Below are 21,131 nucleotides of genomic sequence, written 5' to 3'. Positions count from 1 at the left end.
GGACTGTGACGCTGACCTGAGGGCGGCGTCGGACTGATTTCAACAACCCATCTCAAGGAGGGCGAGTCATGTCAGGTGGTTATTCGGGCGGATATTCAGGGGGGTATTCAGGAGGCTATTCGGGAGGCTATTCGGGAGGTTATTCCGGTGGGTACTCCGGAGGCTATTCAGGGGGCTACTCAGGAGGCTACTCAGGAGGCTATTCCGGCGGGTATGCTGCCGCCCTCAGCCCCGAGCTGCTGGCCTCGGCGCTGACCAACACCCGCGCGGCCCTGGTCGGCTTGCCGGTGCCTTTGAGCACGGCGCCCACCTTGCCGGCGGTGGACGCTGTGCAGGCCTTGGCCCGAAGCCGGGCTGCGGCCCGGGTGGGCACGGTGTCCTTTGAGATGCTGGCGGGCCTTCACTTCGAGCATCACGGCCATGCCCTGGCGCTGGTGTTTCAAGGGCCTGGCGCCGCACCGGTCGAGGTGGTGCGCCTGAGTCGTCCGGGCCCCGACACCTTCCGTGGACAGCTGGACCTGGTGGCCCACTATGCCGAACTGCGCGACGACCGGGGCGGCGAAATCCTGGCCCAGGTCAACGGAGCGCTGGACTTCATCGCCCCCATCCTGGGGCTGAATGCCGAGCGCCACAAGCACACCCTGGAGCTGCTGGGCGCGGCCCTGGGCCTGGCCAACCTGGTCGAAATGCGGCTGAAGCTGGGCTTTGATGTGCCCCGGCCGGTGCAGCTGTCGCCCCAGATCCAGCCCGTGCTGCCCACCCCCGGGCATGCCAGCTGGCCCAGCGGGCATGCCACCGAGTCTTATCTGTTGACTGCACTGCTGAGCCACTTGTTGCCCAGCGATGACGTGAGGGATGTGCAATTGCAGCGCCTGGCAGCGCGCGTGGCGGTCAACCGCACGGTGGCCGGCCTGCATTACCCGGTGGACTCGGCGGCCGGCCGCCTGCTGGGCACCAGCCTGGCAGAGTTCGTGCGGGCCCGCAGTGGCGTGGGCGCTGGCTTTCACGCGCGCCATTTCGACGGCAGCCACTACCCTGCGGCCGAAGACTTTGACCCGCGCCTGGCGCTGGACGGCGCCGGTGCACCGGCCTATCACCTGCGGGCGACCTCGGCCCAGAGCCTGGCGGCTTCGGCCTGGCTGGGCAGCCTTTGGCAACTGGCTGCGGCCGAGTGGGTATGAGCCATGGGCCGCAGCACTGCACACGGGGCCGCAGGGCCCCTGCACTGGTCGCCCTTGCCGCGAGGTCGCTGGACGGGTCTGGATTGGTCGTCGCCCACCCAGCGTGAGGGGCATGACCCCTACCTGATGTGGGCCGAGGCCGTGGGCCCGCGCGCCCACGGGCAAGCCGGGGCCCCACTGGAGGGGGGGGCCCTGAATCTGCTGATCGAGCTCAACGCGGGCACCACCGTGGCCCGCCTGGCGCAGCAGGCCGGTGCCAGCCTGCGCATTCCCCCGGCCTACCTCTGGCTGGAGCAGCGCTTGGGGCAGCGCCTGGGTTTTTGCACCGCGCTCGCCGACCCGACGTTCTTTGCCCGGTATGCCGAGTTGAAGCCTTTGATCCGGCGTTTCGAACTGAGTCGCGCGCGCCCAGGGGCGGTGCCCGATCCGGTGCCGAACAGCACCGCATCCGCTGCGCCACAGCCATCGGCGCCAGCCTTGCTGCAGGGGTCGGTGTTGGGCCTGATCGACGGCGGGCTGGCGTTTGCCCACCCGCGTTTTCGCCGGGCGGCCGCGGCGGGCGAGGCGACCCGCATTGCGCACTTCTGGCGGCAGGATGAGAAGGGCGCCGGGCGTCGGCCAGCGGGGTTTGCCTATGGCTTGGAGCTCAGTGGGTCGGACATCGATGCCGAAGTCAGGCGCAGCCTGGTGGCCGGGGTGGACGACGAGTCGGCGGTCTACCGGCGACTGCGGGGCGGCCTGGCCCTGGAGCAGCGGGTCAATCACGGCACTTTTGTGCTCGACATTGCCGCTGGCCCCTGGGAGTTCACGGCCAGCGTTGCAGGCCTGGGGCCAGACCAGGCCTGGGATCCGCTCGCTCCACCCGGTTGGCAGGCCGCGACGGACCTGGCCAGCCGCTGCCCCATCGTGGCGGTGCAACTCGATTGGGCCACGGTCAAGGACACCTCGGGCGGGTCGATGCGGGCGCACCTGCTCGATGGGCTGCTGTACATCCTGTCCTGCTGCGCTCTGGAGGCCAAGGTGGTGGTCAACATGAGCTGGGGCACCCTGGCAGGGCCGCACGATGGCAGCAGCATTTTCGAGCGCGCCCTGGACGAATTGGTGGGTTGCTGGCGCGGCGGCCTGAGCCTGGTGCTGCCCACCAGCAACGCCTACCAGGCGCGCACCCATGGCAATGCCACCCTGGCCCCGGGCGAGCACTGCAAGCTGCGATGGCGCTGCTCGCCGGGAGACACGACGCAGAACTTCCTGGAAATCTGGCTGCCTCGCGAGGTGGCCTCCGGCCTGTCGGTGACACTCAGGCCGCCGGGCCGGGAGGCCCTGCCCACGCAACGGCTGGGCGATGCGGGCGTCTGGGCTGCGCCCGATGGGCTGCCTCTGGCCACCTCGATCTTTTTGCGCCAGAGCGCCCGTGGTGAGCACGACAGCGGCATCCTGCTGGCCTTGGCTCCCACCTTCTCCTTGCTAGAGCATGCACCGACGTCGCCGGCCGGGGTCTGGGAGATCCGTTTGTGCAACGAGGGGGCGGTTCCTCTCACCTTCGATGCCTTCATCGAGCGCGATGACGCCTTGCTGGGCTGGCGCAGTGGCCTCACCCAATCGCATCTCGAAGACGCGGCCTACGACGGCAGCCAGCGCTTTGACACCCAGCCGGGGCAGGTATCCCCGGTGGTGCGGCGCAGCGGCACCTTCAACAGCATCGCCACCGGGGCCCGGGTGCACAGCGTGGGTGGCACGCGTCTGCAGGCCAGCCCGGCCGAGCATTGGGCCCGGTACTCGGCGCCCCAGCCCGACCCCGACGCCGCGCGCCCGGCCCGTTCAAGCCGCGTGGTGAAGGTGCCGACGGACCAGGCCGTGTCGGATGAGAACCCGGTGCTGCGGGGCCTGCGTGCGGCCGGAACCCGTGCCGGCGCCACGGTGCGCCTGGTCGGCACCAGTTCGGCGGCCCCCCAGGTGGCACGCAGGCTGATCAACCAGTCCGGATCGGCTGGGGATTGAGCGGTGGATGGGAGCCAGGGCCGACGCAGAGCCTGTGTCGGCCCTTGGCTGGAAGGAAGCTAGTGGAGGGATCGGGAAGGGATGGCAAAGAGGCCGGCAAGAGGGGCCGGTGCGCCAGAATGCAAAAAGCCTGCTGACTTTTCAGTAGCAGGCTTTTTGGCGTTGGTTGGAACCGACGCTGTGTGAGTGGTGGGTCCTGAGTGACTCGAACACTCGACCTACGGATTAAGAGTCCGCTGCTCTACCAACTGAGCTAAGAACCCACTCTTTGTTTTCTTGCCGCTTTGCTGTTCAGCACTGCGTCAAGACCTCTATTATGCATGGAAAAATTCGGGCTTTGCAAGCTTTCGAACAAAATTTTTAAAAAATCTTGTTCGAGGCCGAATCGGGTCAGCTCATGCCGTTGCGGCTGGCCAGTTCGACGAACAGGCCGGAGTGGTCCAGATCGGTCAGGCCGTGCTCGATGCCGCTGGCGTAGAGGGATTCGAACAGGGCGGTGACCGGGGCATCGAAGCCGATGTCCTGGGCGGTGTCCAGGGCGTTGCGCATGTCCTTGAGTTGCACCGACATGCGCGCACGCGGGGCAAAGTCGCGCTCGACCATGCGTTGGCCGTGCAGTTGCAGGATGCGGCTCTCGGCAAAGCCGCCGCCGATGGCTTCGCGCACCTTGGCCATGTCGGCCCCGCCCTTGGCGGCAAACAGCAGGGCTTCGGCGACGGCGCCGATGGTGATGCCTACGATCATCTGGTTGGCGAGCTTGGCCAACTGGCCGGCGCCATGCGGGCCCACATGGGTGGCGCGGCCAAACACCTTGAAGACGGGCAGGGCGCGTTCGTAGTCGGCGGCGCGGCCGCCCGCCATGATGGCCAGCGTGCCCTGCTCGGCCCCCACCGTGCCCCCCGAGACCGGGGCGTCCAGGTGGGCCACGCCCTGTTCACTGAGTCGGGCGGCGTGGTCGCGTGCCTCGGCGGGCTTGATCGAGGCCATGTCCACCACCAGGGTGCCGGGGCGCATGGCGGCGGCCGCCCCTTGCTTGAACAGCACGTCGCCGACCACGGCGCCGTTTTCCAGCAGGCTCACCACCAGGTCGGCCTGGGCCACAGCGGCGCCCGGGCTGTCATGCACGGTGGCGCCAAAAGGCAGCAGGCGCTCCGCCTTGTCGCGGCTGCGGTTCCAGGCATGCACGGCAAAGCCGGCCTCGCACAGCCGGCGTGCCAGCGGGAAGCCCATGAGGCCGATGCCGAGCACGGCGATGGTGGGTTGGGGGGAGGGGGTGGCGGTGGTCATGGGCTGAAGCGGTGGGTCGAACAGGGCCCTGTGAGGGCAGTTTCCGGCGACGGGCCACAGCAAGGGCCCGTCCATGACCCTGAATGATCGTGCAATTTGCCCCCGCCTCGCTGTCAGGGGGCTGTCAACCCGGTGCCGCGCAGGGCTTCAGGCGCCCTGCGGCGGGCATGGCTCACATCAGCAGGTGCTCGCCGGCGTTGTCGCCGCCCAGGATCACGTAGTTCACCTTGCGGATGTCCATCAGCTTCTTGCCGCCTGAGTAGCTGATCGAGCTTTGCACGTCCTGCTCCATCTCGATCAGGGTGTCGGCCAGTTGGCCCTTGACGGGCTCCAGGATGCGCTTGCCTTCCACGTGGCGGTATTCGCCCTTGTTGAAGTCGGAGGCCGAGCCGTAGTACTCCTTGTAGAGGCGGCCATCCACCTCGACCGTGGCGCCGGGCGATTCCTCGTGGCCGGCCAGCATGGAGCCGATCATCACGAAGGTGGCGCCAAAGCGGATGCTCTTGGCGATGTCGCCATGCTCGCGGATGCCGCCGTCGGCAATGATGGGCTTGGTGGCCACCCGGGCACACCACTTCAGGGCCGACAGCTGCCAGCCGCCGGTGCCAAAGCCGGTCTTGAGCTTGGTGATGCACACCTTGCCCGGGCCGATGCCCACCTTGGTGGCGTCGGCGCCCCAGTTTTCGAGGTCGATGATGGCCTCGGGCGTGCCCACGTTGCCGGCAATCACGAAGGCTGTGGGCAGCTTGTTCTTGATGTGGGCAATCATGTTCTTCACGCTCTCGGCATGGCCGTGGGCGATGTCGATGGTGATGTACTCGGGCACCAGTTCGCTGGCGGCCAGGGTGTTGACGGTCTCGTAGTCGGGGGCCTTGACGCCCAGCGAGATCGAGGCAAACGCGCCCTGTTCATGCATGTCGCGCACGAACTTCACGTTGTCGATGTCAAAGCGGTGCATCACGTAGAAGTAGCCGTGCTGCGCCAGCCACAGGCAGATGCTTTCATTGACCACCGTCTTCATGTTGGCCGGCACCACCGGCAGGCGGAAGCGCCGTCCGCCCAGCTCGACGCTGGCGTCGCACTCGGACCGGCTCTCCACGCGGCATTGGCGCGGCAGCAGAAGGATGTTGTCGTAGTCGAAAATTTCCATGAGAAAACCAAGCTCCAGAAGGGTCGTTGAAAAACGATTGAGCGCTTGGCTTGAGACCGGCCTGAGTGGCGCGGGCATCGCTGACGTCGTGTAGGACGCAGATACCGGCCACAAAAAACCGGGCGCAAGAATCTTGGGCCCGGTGCTTGATTCTATCGACCTGCCCCGGTTTCAGGGGCGTTTTCGCATACGGTTTCACTTATGGCCAGCATACGGCCACGGGCATCCTGCACCCAGCCCAGCAGCTGCAGCCGCTCGGGGTTGGCACCTTCGGGGATGCGCATGGCGCGCAGCTCTTGCCAGGGCTTGGCGCCTGGCCGGGGCAGCTCGAGGTTCAGGCTGTTGCGCACCAGCAGCCGTGCCACGGGCGAGCCCTCGGTGCCGGCCGGCAGGGCTTCGACCAGCAGCAGCCAAAGGCTCTGGCCGGCTTGTTTTTGGGGGGACTGCCATTGCACCGAGGTGCCGATGTAGTCGTTCACGGCCCGCCCCTGGGCCACGCGCAGGCGGCCTTGGCGGGTGGCTGGCGGGTGGTTCTTTTCGAGGGCGGCGGCCGCACTTTGCCGCACGGCTTCTTCTGTCAGGCCCCAGCGGGGCAGGCGCTCCAGGCTGTCACGGGTGGCTGCCGCCGACAGCGGGGCCTCATCACCTTGTTCGGCCGAGGGCACGATCCAGTCGAGCGCCACGGTGCCGGCCGGCACGGCCGAGCCGGGGGTGGCCCAGCAGTCGGCGCATTGCGCTGACAGAAAGCGCTCGCGCACGGCGCGCGGGCTGGCCTGGCCGTCGCTGCTGCAGGTGGATTGGGCGTGGGCCGCCGCAGAGGCCAGCAGGGCGGTCAGAACCGCCAGACCGGCGAGGGCCGGGGCGCGAAGAAACATGGTGCAACTCCAGGGCGGGGGATGGCGCCATGGTCGCACAGGCGGCCTGGCCCCTGCCGAGCCGGGCCTATTCGGGCTTCAGGCTCATTCGGGCTTCACGTTGGCGCGGCGCACCACGTCGCCATACACCACCAGGCGATCGGCCATCATCTTCTCGAAGTCCTTGGGCGACATCTCCTCGGGGGCGATCACGCCGCGCTGCTTGAGGATGTCTTGCATGGCGGCGCTGGTGGCCACCTCGCGCACGGCCTTGTACAGGGCCTGCACCACCGGGGCGGGGGTGTTGGCCGGCGCGGCCAGGCCGGTCCAGGAGGTCTGGTTCAGGCTGGCGTGGCCCAACTCGGTGAAGGTGGGCACATCGGGCAACTGGGGCAGGCGGGTGGGCGAGGCCACGGCCAGGGCGCGCATCTTGCCGGCCTGGATGTGGGGCAGCATGATCACCAGGTTGTCGAGGGCAAACTGAACCTCGTTGCTCAGGATGGCCGTGATCAGCGGCGAGCCGCCCTTGTAGGGCACGTGGGTGGCCTTGATGCCGGTGTTGAGCATCAGCATCTCGACGTTGAGCTGACCCATGCTGCCCGCCCCTGCCGAGCAGAAGTTGAGCTGGCCCGGGCGCTCCTTCACATAGGCCAGAAACTCCTGGAAGGTGCGCACCGGCAGGCTGGGGTGCACCACCAGCACGTTGGGCTGGCGGCCCAGGATGGCGATCGATTCGAAATCCTTGATCGGGTCGTAGCCCAGCTTGGGTTGCACCAGCGGGTTGGCCAGGTGGCTGCTTTGCGACGACACGACCAAGGTGTAGCCGTCAGGCTTGGCGCGCGCCACGAACTGGCTGCCGATCGAGCCGCCGGCCCCCGGCTTGTGGTCGATCACGATGGGCACGCCCAGCAGGCGCCCCAAGGGGTCGGCATAGGTGCGGGCCATCACGTCCACCGAGCCGCCGGGCGGGAAGGGCACGATCAGGTTGATCGGGCGCGAGGGGTATTTGTCGCTGTCGGCCAGGCTGGCCAGCGGGTTGGACAGTGCGGCCAGGCCCAGGCCACCGGCCAGCAGGCGGCGGCGTGGCATCAGGGGCAGTGCAGACAGAGGGGTGTGCTTCATGGGGTGAGCTCCAGTTCAGAAACAAAAAAATCAGGTCAGTCCAGCCCGAGCACCGTCAGTGCCAGGGCCTGGGCGCGGGGCACCAGGGTGTCGAGCAGGCAGAACTCGCGTTCGCTGTGGGCGTAGCCGCCCACCGGGCCCAGCGCACACAGGGTCGGGATGCCCATCGACGAGGTGATGCCGCTGTCGGCCGCGCCGCCGGTGAATTCGCCCTCGACCGCAAAGCCGGCTTCGGCGGCACTGCGCTGGTACAGCTGCAGCAGCGGCGCCGGGGTCGGGGCCATGGGCAGGGTGCTGTGCTGTTCGATGATGCGGCCACGGGTGCGCTCCAGGCTGGGGGCTTCGATGATCTGGCGCACCGTCTCCAGCAGGCGGGGCAGGTCGGTGTCGGCGGTGTAGCGCAGGTCGAGCTGGGCGCGGGCCAGCGGGGCCACCACATTGGCCGCCATGCCGCCCTCGATGTGGCCCACATTGGCCGTCACGCCGTCTTCAAGCCCATTGAGGGCGTGCAGGGCCACGATCTTGAGCGCCAGGGCGCCGATGGCGCTGGCGCCCTGGGCCGGGTTGATGCCGGCGTGGGCGGCCACGCCCTCCACCTCGAACACCGTCACGCACGAGCCCTTGCGCGAGGTCACCACATTGCCGCTGATGCGGCCGGGCTCGGCATTGAGCACCGCATGGCAGCCCTGGGCCGCCTGGCGGATGGCGCCGCGCGTGGCGGGCGAGCCGATCTCTTCGTCGCACGAGAAGAACAGCCTCAGCGGCCGGGGCGCGCCACCGCTGCGGGCCAGGGCCTGGGCCACCCAGGTGTGCAGCACCAGGCCCGACTTCATGTCGGCCACGCCGGGGCCGAAGGCCTTGCCGTCTTCCACCCGGTAGGGCCGGGCGGCGGCGGTGCCGGCCGGAAACACCGTGTCCATGTGGCCCAGCAGCAGCACCGGGGCAGCTTGGGGGTCTTGCCCGGGCAGCTCGGCCTGCAGGCAGGCGCCGTAGCCCGGCTGGGCCAGCCATTCGGTGCGCCAGCCGGCCTGCTCCAGCGGTGCGCGCAGCAGGCTGGCCACCTGCTCGATGCCGGCGCTCTGGCGGCTGCCGCTGTCGGTGTTGACGATGCGCGCCAGCATGGCTTCCATCTCGCCGCGCTGGCCGGCCAGCCAGTCGCAGACCTGGCGGCGCTGTTCGGCAAGAGAAACGGCTTGGACTGGGGTGGCAGGGGCTTGATTCATGGTGCGTTTGCAATAAATATTTCACAAATCATATTCGTTGCAATATTTATTGCAATGCCATCGCTATGCTTGGCCCCGCCGTCCGTTGTTTTTTGAGAGACCGACATGCTTCTGACCGAGCGCCTGGTGCGCCATGCCAACACCTTGACCGCCAGCGAGCGTGCCCTGGCCGACGGCCTCATGCGGGGCTACCCCGACAGCGTGCTGGACTCGGCCAGCGCCATGGCCGCCGCGGTGGGCACCAGCGCCTCCACCGTGGTGCGCCTGTTCGCCAAGCTGGGCTATGCCAGCCTGGCCGAGGTCCGGCGCGAGGCCCGCGGCGTGGTCAGCACGCGCCTGCACTCGGCGGGCCAGCGGGCCAGCGCCACCCTGGGCGCGCACCGCAGCCTGAACGAGTGCATCGACGACGCCTTGCTGCACGACCAGCACAACCTGGCCGCCACCCGCAACGGCATCGATCTGCCGGTGTTTGCCAAGGTGGTGGAATGCCTGAGCCAGCCCCGCGGGCGCCTGTTTGTGATGGCCGAAAAGAACAGCGCCCCGATCGGCGCCTACCTGGTGGCCCACCTCAACATGTGCCGCCCCGGCGTGCACGACCTCAGTGCCGGGGCGCCGGCCGTGGTCGACAAGCTCTTGTGGGTGGAGCCGCCCGACGTGCTGCTGGTGTTCACCATCCGCCGCTATTCCGCCAGTGCGCTGCACGCGGCCCGGCATTTCCGGCGCCAGGGCTGCGAGGTGCTGGCCCTCACCGACGGCCCGGCCGCCCCGGTGATCGAGCACGCCAGCCACTGGCTGCAGGTGCACACGGCCAATGCCTCGCCGTTCGACTCGTACACCGCGGCCTTCTTCTTGTGCAATGCCCTGGTCAGCGCCGTGGCCCAGGGCCGCAGCGAGGAGGTGAGCCAGGCCTTGCAGCGGCGCGATGCGCTCTGGCAGGGCTTCCAGAAAGACCTGGTGCTCGACCCGGTCAGGCCGCCCAACCCCGCGCGTTGAGCGCGGCGCGGCCGGCCAGGGGGCGGCTTTCTACAATGGCGCCATGTCCCCGCAAAATTCCCTGTTCGACGCGCCGGCGCCCGCCACCCCGGTATCCGCCGCGATGTCCTCGCCGCTGCTGGCCCAACTCAATGACGAACAACGCCAGGCGGTCACCCTGCCGCCCGAGCACGCGCTGATCCTGGCCGGGGCCGGATCGGGCAAGACCCGGGTGCTGACCACCCGCATCGCCTGGCTGCTGCAGACCGGCCAGGTCACGCCCGGCGGGCTGATGGCGGTCACCTTCACCAACAAGGCGGCCAAGGAGATGCTGCTGCGCCTGGGCGCCATGCTGCCCGTCAACGTGCGCGGCATGTGGATCGGCACCTTCCACGGCCTTTGCAACCGCTTTCTGCGCGCGCACTGGAAGCTGGCCAACCTGCCGCAGAGCTTCCAGATCCTCGACACGCAAGACCAGCTCTCGGCCATCAAGCGGCTGATGAAGCAGTTCAACATCGACGATGAGCGCTTTCCGGCCAAGCAGACCCAGTGGTTCATCTCGGGCTGCAAGGAAGACGGCCTGCGCCCTTCCATGGTCGAGGCGCGTGACGAGGAGACCCGCAAGAAGGTCGAGATCTACCAGCTCTATGAAGAGCAGTGCCAGCGCGAGGGCGTGGTCGACTTTGGCGAGCTGATGCTGCGCAGCTACGAGTTGCTGCGCGACAACGACCCCGTGCGAGAGCACTACCAGCGGCGCTTCCGCCACATCCTGATCGACGAGTTCCAGGACACCAACAAGCTGCAGTACGCCTGGATCAAGATGCTGTGCGGCGAGGGCAATGCGGTGCTGGCCGTGGGCGACGACGACCAGAGCATCTATGCCTTCCGTGGCGCCCGCGTGGGCAACATGGCCGATTTCGTGCGCGAGTTCCAGGTGCGCCACCAGATCAAGCTCGAGCAGAACTACCGCAGCTACAGCAACATCCTCGACTCGGCCAACGAGCTGATCAGCCACAACAAGAAGCGCCTGGGCAAGACCTTGCGCACCAACCAGGGCCCGGGTGAGCCGGTGCGCGTGTTCGAGGCCAGCAGCGATTTCGCCGAAGCCACCTGGATGATCGACGAGATCAAGAACCTGATCCGCGACCAGGGCAGCGAGCCCGGTTTCGAGCGCAAGGAGATCGCGGTGCTCTACCGCAGCAACGCGCAAAGCCGGGTGATCGAAACCGGCCTGTTCAATAATGGCATTCCCTACCGCGTGTACGGCGGCCTGCGCTTCTTCGAGCGGGCTGAAATCAAGCACGCGCTGGCCTACCTGCGCCTGCTGGAGAACCCGAACGACGACACCAGTTTTCTGCGCGTGGTCAACTTCCCGCCGCGCGGCATCGGGGCGCGCAGCATCGAGCAGTTGCAGGACGCGGCCCGGGCGGCTGGCTGCTCGCTGCACGACGCCGTCAGCGCCTTGAGCGGCAAGGCCGGCACCAACATCGCCGCCTTCGTGGCCCGCATCGACGTGATGCGCGAGCAGACCGAAGGCAAGACCCTGCGCGAGATCATCGAGCTGGTGCTGGCGCAGAGCGACCTGCTTGAGCACTACAAGGCCGACCGCGAAGGCGCCGACCGGCTGGAGAACCTGGAGGAACTGGTCAACGCGGCCGAGAGCTTTGTCACCCAGGAGGGCTTTGGCCGCGACGCGGTGGCCATGTCGGCCGAGCAGCAGGTGGCCACGCTCAGCCAGCCGCTGAGCCAGTCCCCCGCCAGCCAGGGCCTGGACCTGAGCCGCCCCCTGATCCAGGCCGACGACCCGCTGCCCCCCGACGCCGAAACCGGCGAAACCCTGTCGCCGCTGGCCGCCTTCCTGACCCATGCGGCGCTGGAGGCCGGCGACAACCAGGCCCAGGCCGGCCAGGACGCGGTGCAGCTCATGACCGTGCACTCGTCCAAGGGGCTGGAGTTCGATGCGGTGTTCATCACCGGGCTCGAAGAAGGCCTGTTCCCGCACGAGAACTCGATGAGCGATTACGAAGGCCTGGAGGAAGAGCGCCGCCTGATGTATGTGGCCATCACCCGGGCCCGCAAGCGCCTGTACCTGAGCCACTCGCAGACCCGCATGCTGCACGGCCAGACCCGCTACAACCTGCGCAGCCGCTTCTTTGAAGAGCTGCCCGAGACGGCGCTCAAATGGCTCACGCCCAAGCAGCAGGGGTTCTCGGCACCCTCTGCGGGTGGTTTCGGGGGCGGTTTTGGCGGTGGGGCCCGTTCAGGCGGTGGCTCATCGTTCGGCGGCTCGCGCAGCAGCCTGCCCGATTTCTCGTCCTACACCGCGGCGGCCCCGGCCCCGCTGCCGCCGCAAAAGGCCGAGCCGCCGCAGGGCCTGCGCGCCGGCATGAAGGTGTTCCACAACAAGTTCGGCGAGGGCCAGGTGCTCACGGTGGACGGCAGTGGCGCCGACGCCCGCGCCCAGGTCAACTTTCCGCGCCACGGTGTGAAGTGGCTGGCCCTGAGCGTGGCCAAGCTCACCGTGATCTGATCTGATCTGATCTGCGCTGTGGGTTCAGGCGCTGGTGTCGACCACCGGCGCCTGCAGTGCAAAGCAGTCGCGGAAGGTGAACACCAGCGACGCAAAGAACATGGCCAGCAGCACCAGCATGGCCACCATCACCAGGGTGCTGCCGATCAGCGGGCCCAGCAGGCCGCCCACCACGCTGGCCAGCAACAGGCCGGTGGTCAGCACGCCCATCCAGGCCAGGCCGAAGATCGTGAAGGCGCCCTTGTTGCGCCAGCAGGCCACCAGGCTAAAGAACAGGCTTTTCACCGGGGGCACGTGGTCCCAGTGCACCAGGGCCGGCGCATGCCAGAACAGCAGCGACAGCGGCAGGTAGCCCAGGGTGAACAGCCACATGGCGCCCAGAAAGCGTTCGTCATTGAGCAGGTCGGCGCTGATGCGCCCGCCCACCAGGTAGAGCTGGGCAAACTGGCCGCCGTCGAGCAGGGCCGTCAGCCCCAGCAGGCCCACAAAGCCGGCCGCGTACAACGCGCCCAGCACCAGCATCGAGCGCATCTGCTGGTGGCCGGCGCGAAACGCCGTCACCAGGATGGTGGGCATCGGAAAACGCCCGCGTGAGGCCTCATGGCTGGCCGCCATCATGCCCAGGGTGGCGCCGGGGATCAGCACCAGGGCCAGCACGCTGCCGATCCAGGGCAGGATGGTGCACATCGAGATCACGGCCATGAACATGAAGAACAGGCCAGACAGGGCGATGGGCTGCTTGAAGAAAGCCCTCATGCCCTGTTTGACCCACAAAAGGCCGGTGCGTGCGGGAACGATGTTCAGTTTCATGGAGCAACAGGTGGTCGCCCCGCGCCAGATGGCGGGGCAGGACGCGCTAATTTAACCGGGATGTGCGCCAGGTGCCGGCCGATGGGGGCTTGGGGGCCCGCCTCGGCGGCTGACTCCGTCAGGGCCGCCACGGCGCCGCGATGCGCTCGCGCAGCACGCGCTCGAAGTGGGTCGGGTCGTGCGGCTTGAGCATGGCGGCCTCGCGCGGCAGGTGAAAGTCCCACAGCCGCGAGATCCAGAAGCGCAGCGCGCCCGCCCGCAGCAGGGCCGGAAACAGCGCCCGTTCGGCCGCCGTGAAGGGCCGCACCGCCGCATAGGCCTGGACAAAGGCCTGTGCCCGGGCCGCGTCGTGGCGGCCGCTGGGCAGGTCGATGCACCAGTCGTTCAGGCACACGGCCACATCGAACAGCCAGGTGTCCACGCCCGCAAAGTAGAAGTCGAAGAAGCCGGTCAGGCGCTCGCCGTCGAACATCACGTTGTCGCGGAACAGGTCGGCATGCACCGGGCCCCGCGGCAGGGCCGCATGGTCGGGCGAGGCGGCGGTGTGGTTCTGGAACGCCAGCTCGGCCTTCAGCAGGTCGGCCTGGGCCGGCTCCAGGTAGGGCAGCACCACGGGCACGGTCTCGTTCCACCAGGGCAGGCCGCGCAGATTGGGCTGCTGGCGCTCGTAGTCGCGCCCGGCCAGGTGCATGCGGGCCAGCATGTCACCCACTGCCGCGCAATGCACGGGCTGGGGGGCCAGCTGGCTCTTGCCCTGCAGGCGGTTGACCACGGCGGCCGGCTTGCCGCACACCTGGTGCAGCACCTCGCCGCGGGCGTCGGCCTGCGGGTCGGGCACCGGAATGCCGGCCTGGGCCAGGTGCTTCATCAGGTACAGGTAGAACGGCAGCTGTTCGGCCGTCAGGCGCTCGAACAGGGTCAGCACATAGTGGTTGGCCACGCCCTCGTGCTCGGCACTGGCGAAATAGTTGGTGTTTTCAATGCCGCCCTCGATGCCACGCAGGTCGGTCAGCTCGCCCAGGTTCAGGCGGCGCAAGAGTTTCTGTGCCTCTTCGCGAGAGACTTCGGTAAATACAGCCATCGGTCGGAAAAAATCGGTTTCAGAACTTGAACACGTTCCACACGCGCTGGCCCAGCGGGCCGTTGTTGCCCTCCAGCGTCAGGGGGCGGGCGCGCGAGCCGTCGTTGGACAGCACTTCGTATTCGGGCAGCTGGCTGCCCTTGGGTTGCACGGTCACGCTCTGGGTGTGGCCGCCGTAGCGCACCTCGTCCACCTTGCTGCCGCTGTCTTCCACGTGGATGTGCTGGATGCGCTGATCGCCTTTCAGGGCCGCGGGGGAGGCCGGGGCGGTGGGGGCCGCAGAGGCCGCGGAGGCCTCGGCTGGCGCTGGCGCTGCAGGGGCCTGGGCCCCCGCCAGCGGGGCACACAGGAGGGCTGCCGCAGCAGCCAGCGGGTAAATGAGAGAAAGGGTAAGGGCGCGCATGGACTTGATTGTAGGCAATGCACAATCGCGTCCATGCAAGACGAATCCCGCGACCCCGCCGACCCCTCCACCACCGTGACCGGTTCCGCTGCCGACGCCGCCAGCGCGCCACGCACCCTGCTGCTGGTGGATGGTTCCAGCTACCTCTACCGCGCCTTCCACGCCATGCCCGATCTGCGGGCCGTGCCGGGCGACCCGGGCAGCCCGGCCACCGGGGCCATCCGCGGCATGATCAACATGATGCAAAGCCTGCGCAAGGAGGTGCCGGCCGACTACGCGGTGTGCATCTTCGACGCCAAGGGCCCCACCTTCCGCGACGAGATCTACCCCGAGTACAAGGCCCAGCGCGCCCCCATGCCCGACGATCTGCGCAGCCAGATCGAGCCCATCCACGAGGTGGTGCGCCTGATGGGCTGGACCGTGCTCGATGTGCCCGGCGTCGAGGCCGATGACGTGATCGGCACCCTGGCCGTGGGCGCGGCCCGCCAGGGGCTGACGGTGGTGGTGTCCAGCGGCGACAAGGACCTGTCGCAACTGGTGAACGAGCACATCACCATCATCGACACCATGAACGGCAAGAAGCGCGACGTGGCCGGTGTCACCGCCGAGTTCGGCGTGCCGCCCTCGCTGATGATCGACTTCCAGGCCCTGGTGGGTGACACGGTGGACAACGTGCCCGGCGTGCCCAAGGTGGGCCCCAAGACGGCCGCCAAGTGGCTGGCCGAGTACGGCTCGCTCGATGCCCTGATGGCACGGGCCGGCGAGATCAAGGGCGTGGCGGGCGAAAACCTGCGCAACACCCTTGGCTGGCTGCCCACCGGGCGCCAACTGGTCACCATCAAGACCGACTGCGATCTGCAGGCCTGGGTGCCGGGCCTGCCCGATTTCTCCACCCTGGCGCTGCAGGCCCCGCAAAACGAGCCCTTGCGCGCGTTCTACGAGCAATACGGCTTCAAGGGCCTGGCCCGCGCTGTGGGAGGGGCCGCGGCCCCGGCACCTGCCAAGGCAGGCGCCAAGGCGGCCGCAGCGCCCGCCGATGACGGCGGCACCGGCGACCTGTTCGCCGATCCGGCACCGGCGGCCGAAGCGCCTGCGGCCAACGAGCACTACGACACCGTGCTCGACTGGCCGGCCTTCGAGCGCTGGCTGGCCCTGTTGCAGACGGCCGAGTTGAGCTCGATCGACACCGAGACCACCTCGCTGGACGCGATGCGCGCCGAGATCGTGGGCCTGAGCCTCAGCGTGAAAGAGGGCGCCGCGGCCTACGTGCCCCTGGGCCACGATTACCCCGACGCCCCGGCCCAGTTGCCGCGCGACGAGGTGCTGGCCCGCCTCAAGCCCTGGCTGGAAGATGCCAGCCGGCCCAAGCTGGGCCAGCACATCAAGTACGACCGCCATGTGTTTGCCAACCACGGCATCGAGGTGCAGGGCTATGTGCACGACACCATGCTGCAAAGCTATGTGCTGGAGGTGCACAAGCCCCATGGCCTGAGCAGCCTGGCCGAGCGCCATGTGGGGCGCAGCGGGCTGAGCTACGAAGACCTGTGCGGCAAGGGCGTGCACCAGATCCCCTTCAGCCAGGTGGCCATCGAGCGGGCCTCGCAGTACGCCTGCGAGGACGCCGACCTGACCCTGGCCGTGCACCAGATGCTGTGGCCACAGCTGCAGGCCTTGCCGCGCCTGCGCGAGATCTACGAGCTGGAGATCGCCAGCAGCGAGGCGCTCTACCGCATCGAGCGCAATGGCGTGCTGATCGACGCGCCCACCCTGCAGCAGCAAAGCCACGAACTGGGCCAGCGCATCCTGCAGCTCGAAAACGAGGCCTACGAGATCGCCGGTCAGCCCTTCAACCTGGGCAGCCCCAAGCAGCTGGGCGAGATCTTCTTCGACAAGCTGGGCCTGCCGGTGATCAAGAAGACCGCCACCGGCGCCCGCAGCACCGACGAAGAGGTGCTCGAAAAGCTGGCCGAAGACTACCCGCTGCCGGCGCGCATCCTGGAGCACCGCAGCCTGTCCAAGCTCAAGAGCACCTACACCGACAAGCTGGCCCAGATGGCCTTGCCCCGCGACGGGCGGGTGCACACCCACTATGCGCAGGCCGTGGCCGTGACGGGGCGCCTGTCCAGCAACGACCCCAATCTGCAGAACATCCCCATCCGCACGGCCGAAGGCCGGCGCGTGCGCGAGGCCTTCGTGGCCCCGCCGGGGCGCCTGATCGCCAGCGCCGACTACTCGCAGATCGAGCTGCGCATCATGGCCCACCTGAGCGGCGACGAGGCCTTGCTGAACGCCTTCCGCGAGGGCCTGGACGTGCACCGTGCCACCGCGGCCGAGGTGTTCGGCGTGGCCCTGGAGCAGGTCAGCACCGAACAGCGCCGCTACGCCAAGACCATCAACTTCGGTCTGATCTACGGCATGAGCAGCTTTGGCCTGGCCAAGAGCCTGGGCATCGAGACCAAGGCCGCTGCGGCCTACATCGACCGCTACTTCCAGCGCTACCCGGGCGTGCGCCGCTACATGGACGACACCCGGGCCCAGGCCAAGGCCCAGGGCTATGTCGAGACCGTGTTCGGCCGCCGCCTGTACCTGCCCGAGATCAACTCGCCCAACGGCCCGCGCCGCGCGGGGGCCGAGCGCGCCGCCATCAACGCGCCCATGCAGGGCACGGCGGCCGATCTGATCAAGATGAGCATGGTGCAGGTGCAGAAGTTGCTTGATGCCGAGCAACGCGGCACCCGCATGATCATGCAAGTGCATGACGAACTGGTGTTCGAGCTGCCCGAGGCCGAGCTGGACTGGTTGCGCCAGGCCATTCCGGCCGTCATGGCCGGTGTGGCCAGCCTGCAGGTGCCGCTGCTGGCCGAGGTGGGCGTGGGCCCGAACTGGGATCAGGCGCACTGAGGGGCGCCGGACTCCTGAACCGGCTGCCGAGGCGCAGCGCCGTTCGCACAAAAATGAGAAAAGTGCGTTTTTAAGCAGGCTCATTGGTTAGTATCGGGCGATTCGGCACCAGACGCCGTTCGCTACCGGGTTTCAGGAGTTGTCATGTCCAGATGGAGGATGCCGCTGTGGGTCGCGCTGGCACTGCCCTTCGGGGGGGTGCTGCTGATCGCGATCGGCATCCTGATCGGCGCCCAACGCCTCACCTCGGACCGCCTGATCGAGGCCAGTGGCCGCAACCTGCTGTTTGCCACCAGCGACCACATGCGTGCCGAGGTGATCAGCCACCTCAATGTCATCTTCACCCTGCAGCTCAGCATGGCCGATCTGCTGGCGCGCCAGGACCTGGTCCAGGGCGGCGACATGACGGCCGTGCAGACCCTCTTCAGCGGCCATTTCAAGTCCATCTACCGGCCCCACTTCCCCCAGGTCGGCATGATCCAGCTGGGCACCGAAAAGGGCGATTTCTTCGGCATCAAGATCGGCCCCGATGGCCGCCTGCAGACCTTTCTGAAAGACCGCCGCACGGCCCAGCGCCTGATCAGCTACGACACGGAAACGGGGGCCGAGCAGGCCGTGATCCAGCGTTACGACCCGCGTCAGCGGCCCTGGTACACCCCGGCTGCGCGCCAAGGGCAGCCGCGCTGGACGGAGGTCTATGTCTCCAGCTTTGGCGACTCCACCTCGATCTCGGCCACCACCCCGGTGCTGCGTGCCAATGGCCGCCTGCTGGGGGTCTTGGGCACCGATGTCTCGCTCAATGACCTGTCCGCGCTGCTGCGTCGGCTGCCGTTGCTGCAGGACCACCCCTCGGCCCTGGCCTATGTGGTGGACCCGCAGGGGCGCATGCTGGCGCATTCCCATGTCGAAGAGGCCCGCCCGGCCAGCAAGGGGCAGATCCTGACCGCTGCGCAAAGTCAGCAGCCGCTGGTGCAGACCAGTTTCGCCGCGCTGGGCGCGTTGGGCGCGGCCGAGGCGGCGGATTTCAGTGTGGAGCAGGGCGGCCAGCGCTACTTTGGCCGCAGCACCCTGCTGCACGATGAGCGCGGCCTGAACTGGCGCCTGGTGGCCCTGGTGGCCGAGTCCGATCTCAACGCCCAGGCCAGAGAGACCGCCCAACTGGCCCTGGTGCTGGTGCTGTCGCTGTCGGGCGCCGGCTTGCTGGTGGGCCTGCTGGTGCTGCGCCGCATTGCGCACCCGATCCGTCAGGCCGCCAGCGCCGCGACCTTGCTGGCGTCCGGGCCTGAAGCCCCGCCGGCCGTGGTGGAGCCCAGCCGCATCCATGAGATTGCCACCCTGACCGATGCCTTCAATGCCATGTCACAGCGCATCCGGGCGCAGTTGGGCAAGCTGCACGACATGGCCCTGCTGGATGCGGTCACCGGCCTGCCCAACCGCGAGGGGCTGATGGCGGCCTGCCGCTGGCCCGAGCCACGTGAGGTGACGCTGCTGCTGTTCGGTGTGGACCGTTTCCGGGCCGTCAACGCCTCGCTGGGGCCGCGCGCGGGCGACGAACTGCTGCGCCTGATCGGCTTGCGCCTGCGTTCTGCCTGCCCGGGCGAGGCGCTGGTCGGGCGCATCTCGGGCGACGAGTTCCTGGTGGTGCTGCCCGGGTCTGCGGGCGCTGCGCACACCGAATCCTGCATCCGCAGCCTGCGTGGCTGTTTCAACGAACCGTTCCAGACCGACACCGACGAGGTGCTGGTGGGGGCCAGTCTGGGCGTGGTCAGTGCGTCGGCCCATGGGGTGGCGTTCGAGCGCGACCTGCTGCGTTTTGCCAGCGCCGCGCTGCAAAAAGCCAAGTCGGGCGAGCGTGGCCAGCGGATCGACTTCGACGAGTCGCTGCTGGAGCGCAACCGCCTGGCCGCCGAGTTGACGGCCGACATGCACGTGGCGCTGGTGCAGGGGCAGTTCCAGGTCTACTTTCAGCCCCTGGTCAGCCTGGACACTGGCGCCTTGTGCGGGCTGGAGGCCTTGCTGCGCTGGCAGCATCCGCAGCGCGGCGCCATCGGCCCGGCCCAGTTCATCCCGCTGGCCGAAGAGTCCGGCCTGATCGTCGAGCTGGGGCATTGGGTGATGCGCCAGGCCGCCGTCGAGGTGGCCCAGCTGATGCGTGAACACACGCTGAGCGAGGGCTTCATCGTGCACGTCAATGTGTCGCAGCGGCAATTGGTGCAGGCCGACTTCATCGACCGGGTGCGCGAGGTGCTGCAGCGCAGCGCCCTGCCACCCCATGCCCTGGTGATCGAGATCACCGAAAGCCTGCTGGTCGAGGACGACCCGGTCATGCGCGCCACCCTCGGTGAGCTGCAGGCCCTGGGCGTGGGCCTGGCGCTGGACGACTTCGGCACCGGCTACTCCTCGCTCTCGTACCTGAACAAGTTCCCCTTCACCGAGATCAAGATCGACCGCAGCTTTCTGGTGGCGGCGCAGCAGAACGCGCGCAGCGCGGCCATCCTCAAGGCCTTCATCGACATCACCCACGGCCTGCAGGTGCCGGCCATTGCCGAAGGGGTGGAGACCGAGGAGCAGGCCGAGCTGCTGCGATCGCTCAACTGCACGCTGGGGCAGGGTTATCTGTTCGGGCGCCCGGCACCCATGGCCGAGATGTGGCGCCAGTGGACGCTGAGCCACCCCGTGGTCGACGGCGGCGCCTGAGCCCGGCCGCAGCGCACGCTCAGATGCGCCAGGCCCGTGCCACCAGCTCTTGGCTGGCGGTGGCGGCATGGCCCAGCAAGGCCTCGAAGCGGGCCGGGTTGCCCACGTTGTCGCTGCCCAGCATGGCCAGCGTCTCGCTGCACCAGGGCACCGAGGCCGGGGCCAGGTCACCCAGGCGGGCGCTCAGGGCCGTCAGCCCATCGGGCAGCCTCAGCACCCAGGCCGGCCTGTGGCCCGATTGGGCCCGCAGGCTGGCCACCAGCTCGCCCAGGCTCAGCGGGGCCGGCCCGGTGCATTCGATGATGCCGCGCTGCTCCAGCGCCGGGCCCAGCAGGGCCACCACCGCCTCGGCCAGGTCGTGCACCGACACCGGCTGCACCCGGGCGGTCAACATCGGGCCCGGGAACACCGCCACGGGCAGGCGTGCCAGGCTCATGAACATGGCACTGCTGGCACCGCCCCGGCCAAACACCACGCTGGGGCGCAGCACCACCGCGCTGGGCCCGCCCGGCGCGGCGGCCAGGCCCAGCAGGTGCTGGTCGGCCGCGCGCTTGGTGCTGGCATAGCGCGTCGGGCTGCCCTCGATGCCCAGCGCCGAGATCTGCAGCACGCGCTTCACGCCGGCCTGGGCGCAGGCACTGAACAGGGCGATGGGCGTGTCACGGTGCACCGCATCGATGGGGCGGCTGCGGCTGTCGCGCAGCACGCCCACGGTGTTGATGACCGCATCCACCCCTTGCAGCCGGGGCAGCCACACTTCGGGACGGGTGTCGTGGGCAAAGTCCATCACGCATTCCCCCGGCCCGAGGCGTCGGCCCGGGGACACCCCGCCCAGCACCGTGTGACCCGCGCGCTCCAGGGCCTGTTTGAAGGTGCGACCGATGAACCCGCGTGAACCGGTGAGGAGGATGTGCATGGAGCG

Annotated in this window: 15 protein-coding genes and 1 tRNA gene; 6 read left to right on the top strand and 10 right to left on the bottom strand. The window is 68.4% G+C overall.

The features are described 5' to 3' along the window. The first annotated feature begins 68 nt into the window (after window positions 1-68). A complete protein-coding gene (locus tag L880_RS32685; RefSeq protein ID WP_157462940.1) occupies window positions 69-1,181 on the top strand; it encodes a phosphatase PAP2 family protein in 1,113 nt (370 codons plus the stop codon). 3 nt (window positions 1,182-1,184) lie between these two features. After that, window positions 1,185-3,179, top strand: a complete 1,995-nt coding sequence (locus L880_RS0117345; RefSeq protein WP_157462939.1) for a S8/S53 family peptidase — start codon at window positions 1,185-1,187, stop codon at window positions 3,177-3,179. Between the two features lie 187 nt (window positions 3,180-3,366). Here the strand turns inward: L880_RS0117345 and L880_RS0117340 are convergent. From L880_RS0117340 to L880_RS0117315, 6 genes are all read right to left on the bottom strand, one after another. Beyond that, window positions 3,367-3,442, bottom strand: a tRNA-Lys gene (locus L880_RS0117340). A gap of 127 nt (window positions 3,443-3,569) precedes the next feature. Continuing rightward, entirely contained in the window at window positions 3,570-4,466 is an 897-nt protein-coding gene (locus L880_RS0117335; protein ID WP_027476751.1) for an NAD(P)-dependent oxidoreductase, read from the bottom strand. Window positions 4,467-4,638: 172 nt separating this feature from the next. After that, window positions 4,639-5,616, bottom strand: a complete 978-nt coding sequence (locus tag L880_RS0117330; RefSeq protein WP_027476750.1) for a GMP reductase — start codon at window positions 5,614-5,616, stop codon at window positions 4,639-4,641. Window positions 5,617-5,768: 152 nt separating this feature from the next. Beyond that, complete coding sequence (locus L880_RS32680; RefSeq protein WP_043329795.1) at window positions 5,769-6,491, bottom strand: hypothetical protein; 723 nt, start codon at window positions 6,489-6,491, stop codon at window positions 5,769-5,771. 84 nt (window positions 6,492-6,575) lie between these two features. Beyond that, entirely contained in the window at window positions 6,576-7,592 is a 1,017-nt protein-coding gene (locus tag L880_RS0117320; protein WP_027476749.1) for a Bug family tripartite tricarboxylate transporter substrate binding protein, read from the bottom strand. A 35-nt stretch (window positions 7,593-7,627) separates the two neighbouring features. Next, entirely contained in the window at window positions 7,628-8,815 is a 1,188-nt protein-coding gene (locus L880_RS0117315; protein WP_027476748.1) for a M20 family metallopeptidase, read from the bottom strand. Between the two features lie 105 nt (window positions 8,816-8,920). On the opposite strand from L880_RS0117315, the gene L880_RS0117310 reads away from it, so the two are divergent. Together L880_RS0117310 and L880_RS0117305 are read left to right on the top strand one after the other, a co-directional pair. Next, window positions 8,921-9,808: a MurR/RpiR family transcriptional regulator gene (locus L880_RS0117310; RefSeq protein ID WP_027476747.1), complete on the top strand. Its 888-nt coding sequence runs from the start codon at window positions 8,921-8,923 to the stop codon at window positions 9,806-9,808. Between the two features lie 43 nt (window positions 9,809-9,851). Next, window positions 9,852-12,317: a UvrD-helicase domain-containing protein gene (locus L880_RS0117305; RefSeq protein WP_027476746.1), complete on the top strand. Its 2,466-nt coding sequence runs from the start codon at window positions 9,852-9,854 to the stop codon at window positions 12,315-12,317. A 24-nt stretch (window positions 12,318-12,341) separates the two neighbouring features. Here the strand turns inward: L880_RS0117305 and L880_RS0117300 are convergent, their stop codons facing one another. The 3 genes from L880_RS0117300 to L880_RS0117290 all read right to left on the bottom strand — a co-directional run bounded on the left by L880_RS0117300 (window position 12,342) and on the right by L880_RS0117290 (window position 14,611). Beyond that, window positions 12,342-13,127 carry a BPSS1780 family membrane protein gene (locus tag L880_RS0117300; protein WP_027476745.1) on the bottom strand — a complete coding sequence of 262 codons (786 nt, stop codon included), beginning with the start codon at window positions 13,125-13,127 and terminating at the stop codon, window positions 12,342-12,344. A gap of 118 nt (window positions 13,128-13,245) precedes the next feature. After that, on the bottom strand, window positions 13,246-14,208 hold the full coding sequence (locus tag L880_RS0117295) for a homoserine kinase (protein WP_027476744.1): 963 nt from the start codon (window positions 14,206-14,208) through the stop codon (window positions 13,246-13,248). 19 nt (window positions 14,209-14,227) lie between these two features. Further along, window positions 14,228-14,611: a hypothetical protein gene (locus tag L880_RS0117290; RefSeq protein WP_027476743.1), complete on the bottom strand. Its 384-nt coding sequence runs from the start codon at window positions 14,609-14,611 to the stop codon at window positions 14,228-14,230. A 33-nt stretch (window positions 14,612-14,644) separates the two neighbouring features. On the opposite strand from L880_RS0117290, the gene polA reads away from it, so the two are divergent. Both polA and L880_RS0117280 read left to right on the top strand, forming a co-directional pair. Then, window positions 14,645-17,512 (top strand): DNA polymerase I, encoded by a 2,868-nt coding sequence (gene polA, locus L880_RS0117285; RefSeq protein WP_245615205.1) that lies wholly within the window; start codon window positions 14,645-14,647, stop codon window positions 17,510-17,512. Between the two features lie 144 nt (window positions 17,513-17,656). Next, the gene (locus L880_RS0117280) at window positions 17,657-20,209 is read left to right on the top strand and encodes a putative bifunctional diguanylate cyclase/phosphodiesterase (RefSeq protein WP_084461388.1); all 2,553 of its coding nucleotides are present in this window, start codon (window positions 17,657-17,659) and stop codon (window positions 20,207-20,209) included. Window positions 20,210-20,228: 19 nt separating this feature from the next. Here the strand turns inward: L880_RS0117280 and L880_RS0117275 are convergent, their stop codons facing one another. Next, the gene (locus L880_RS0117275; protein WP_027476740.1) at window positions 20,229-21,125 is read right to left on the bottom strand and encodes an NAD-dependent epimerase/dehydratase family protein; all 897 of its coding nucleotides are present in this window, start codon (window positions 21,123-21,125) and stop codon (window positions 20,229-20,231) included. Between the last annotated feature and the right edge of the window lie 6 nt (window positions 21,126-21,131).

Source organism: Curvibacter gracilis ATCC BAA-807 (assembly GCF_000518645.1).
GTDB classification, from domain to species: domain Bacteria; phylum Pseudomonadota; class Gammaproteobacteria; order Burkholderiales; family Burkholderiaceae_C; genus Curvibacter; species Curvibacter gracilis.
The sequence above is the reverse complement of the archived record's forward strand: the minus strand, read 5'-3'. Positions and strand labels throughout refer to the sequence as shown.

What these genes read in the sequence shown, in the direction of transcription:
- L880_RS32685 (WP_157462940.1), top strand. Translation starts at nt 69, where the DNA reads ATGTCAGGTGGTTATTCGGGCGGATATTCAGGGGGGTATTCAGGAGGC.
- L880_RS0117345 (WP_157462939.1), top strand. Translation starts at nt 1,185, where the DNA reads ATGGGCCGCAGCACTGCACACGGGGCCGCAGGGCCCCTGCACTGGTCG.
- L880_RS0117335 (WP_027476751.1), bottom strand. Translation starts at nt 4,466, where the DNA reads ATGACCACCGCCACCCCCTCCCCCCAACCCACCATCGCCGTGCTCGGC.
- L880_RS0117330 (WP_027476750.1), bottom strand. Translation starts at nt 5,616, where the DNA reads ATGGAAATTTTCGACTACGACAACATCCTTCTGCTGCCGCGCCAATGC.
- L880_RS32680 (WP_043329795.1), bottom strand. Translation starts at nt 6,491, where the DNA reads ATGTTTCTTCGCGCCCCGGCCCTCGCCGGTCTGGCGGTTCTGACCGCC.
- L880_RS0117320 (WP_027476749.1), bottom strand. Translation starts at nt 7,592, where the DNA reads ATGAAGCACACCCCTCTGTCTGCACTGCCCCTGATGCCACGCCGCCGC.
- L880_RS0117315 (WP_027476748.1), bottom strand. Translation starts at nt 8,815, where the DNA reads ATGAATCAAGCCCCTGCCACCCCAGTCCAAGCCGTTTCTCTTGCCGAA.
- L880_RS0117310 (WP_027476747.1), top strand. Translation starts at nt 8,921, where the DNA reads ATGCTTCTGACCGAGCGCCTGGTGCGCCATGCCAACACCTTGACCGCC.
- L880_RS0117305 (WP_027476746.1), top strand. Translation starts at nt 9,852, where the DNA reads ATGTCCCCGCAAAATTCCCTGTTCGACGCGCCGGCGCCCGCCACCCCG.
- L880_RS0117300 (WP_027476745.1), bottom strand. Translation starts at nt 13,127, where the DNA reads ATGAAACTGAACATCGTTCCCGCACGCACCGGCCTTTTGTGGGTCAAA.
- L880_RS0117295 (WP_027476744.1), bottom strand. Translation starts at nt 14,208, where the DNA reads ATGGCTGTATTTACCGAAGTCTCTCGCGAAGAGGCACAGAAACTCTTG.
- L880_RS0117290 (WP_027476743.1), bottom strand. Translation starts at nt 14,611, where the DNA reads ATGCGCGCCCTTACCCTTTCTCTCATTTACCCGCTGGCTGCTGCGGCA.
- polA (WP_245615205.1), top strand. Translation starts at nt 14,645, where the DNA reads ATGCAAGACGAATCCCGCGACCCCGCCGACCCCTCCACCACCGTGACC.
- L880_RS0117280 (WP_084461388.1), top strand. Translation starts at nt 17,657, where the DNA reads ATGTCCAGATGGAGGATGCCGCTGTGGGTCGCGCTGGCACTGCCCTTC.
- L880_RS0117275 (WP_027476740.1), bottom strand. Translation starts at nt 21,125, where the DNA reads ATGCACATCCTCCTCACCGGTTCACGCGGGTTCATCGGTCGCACCTTC.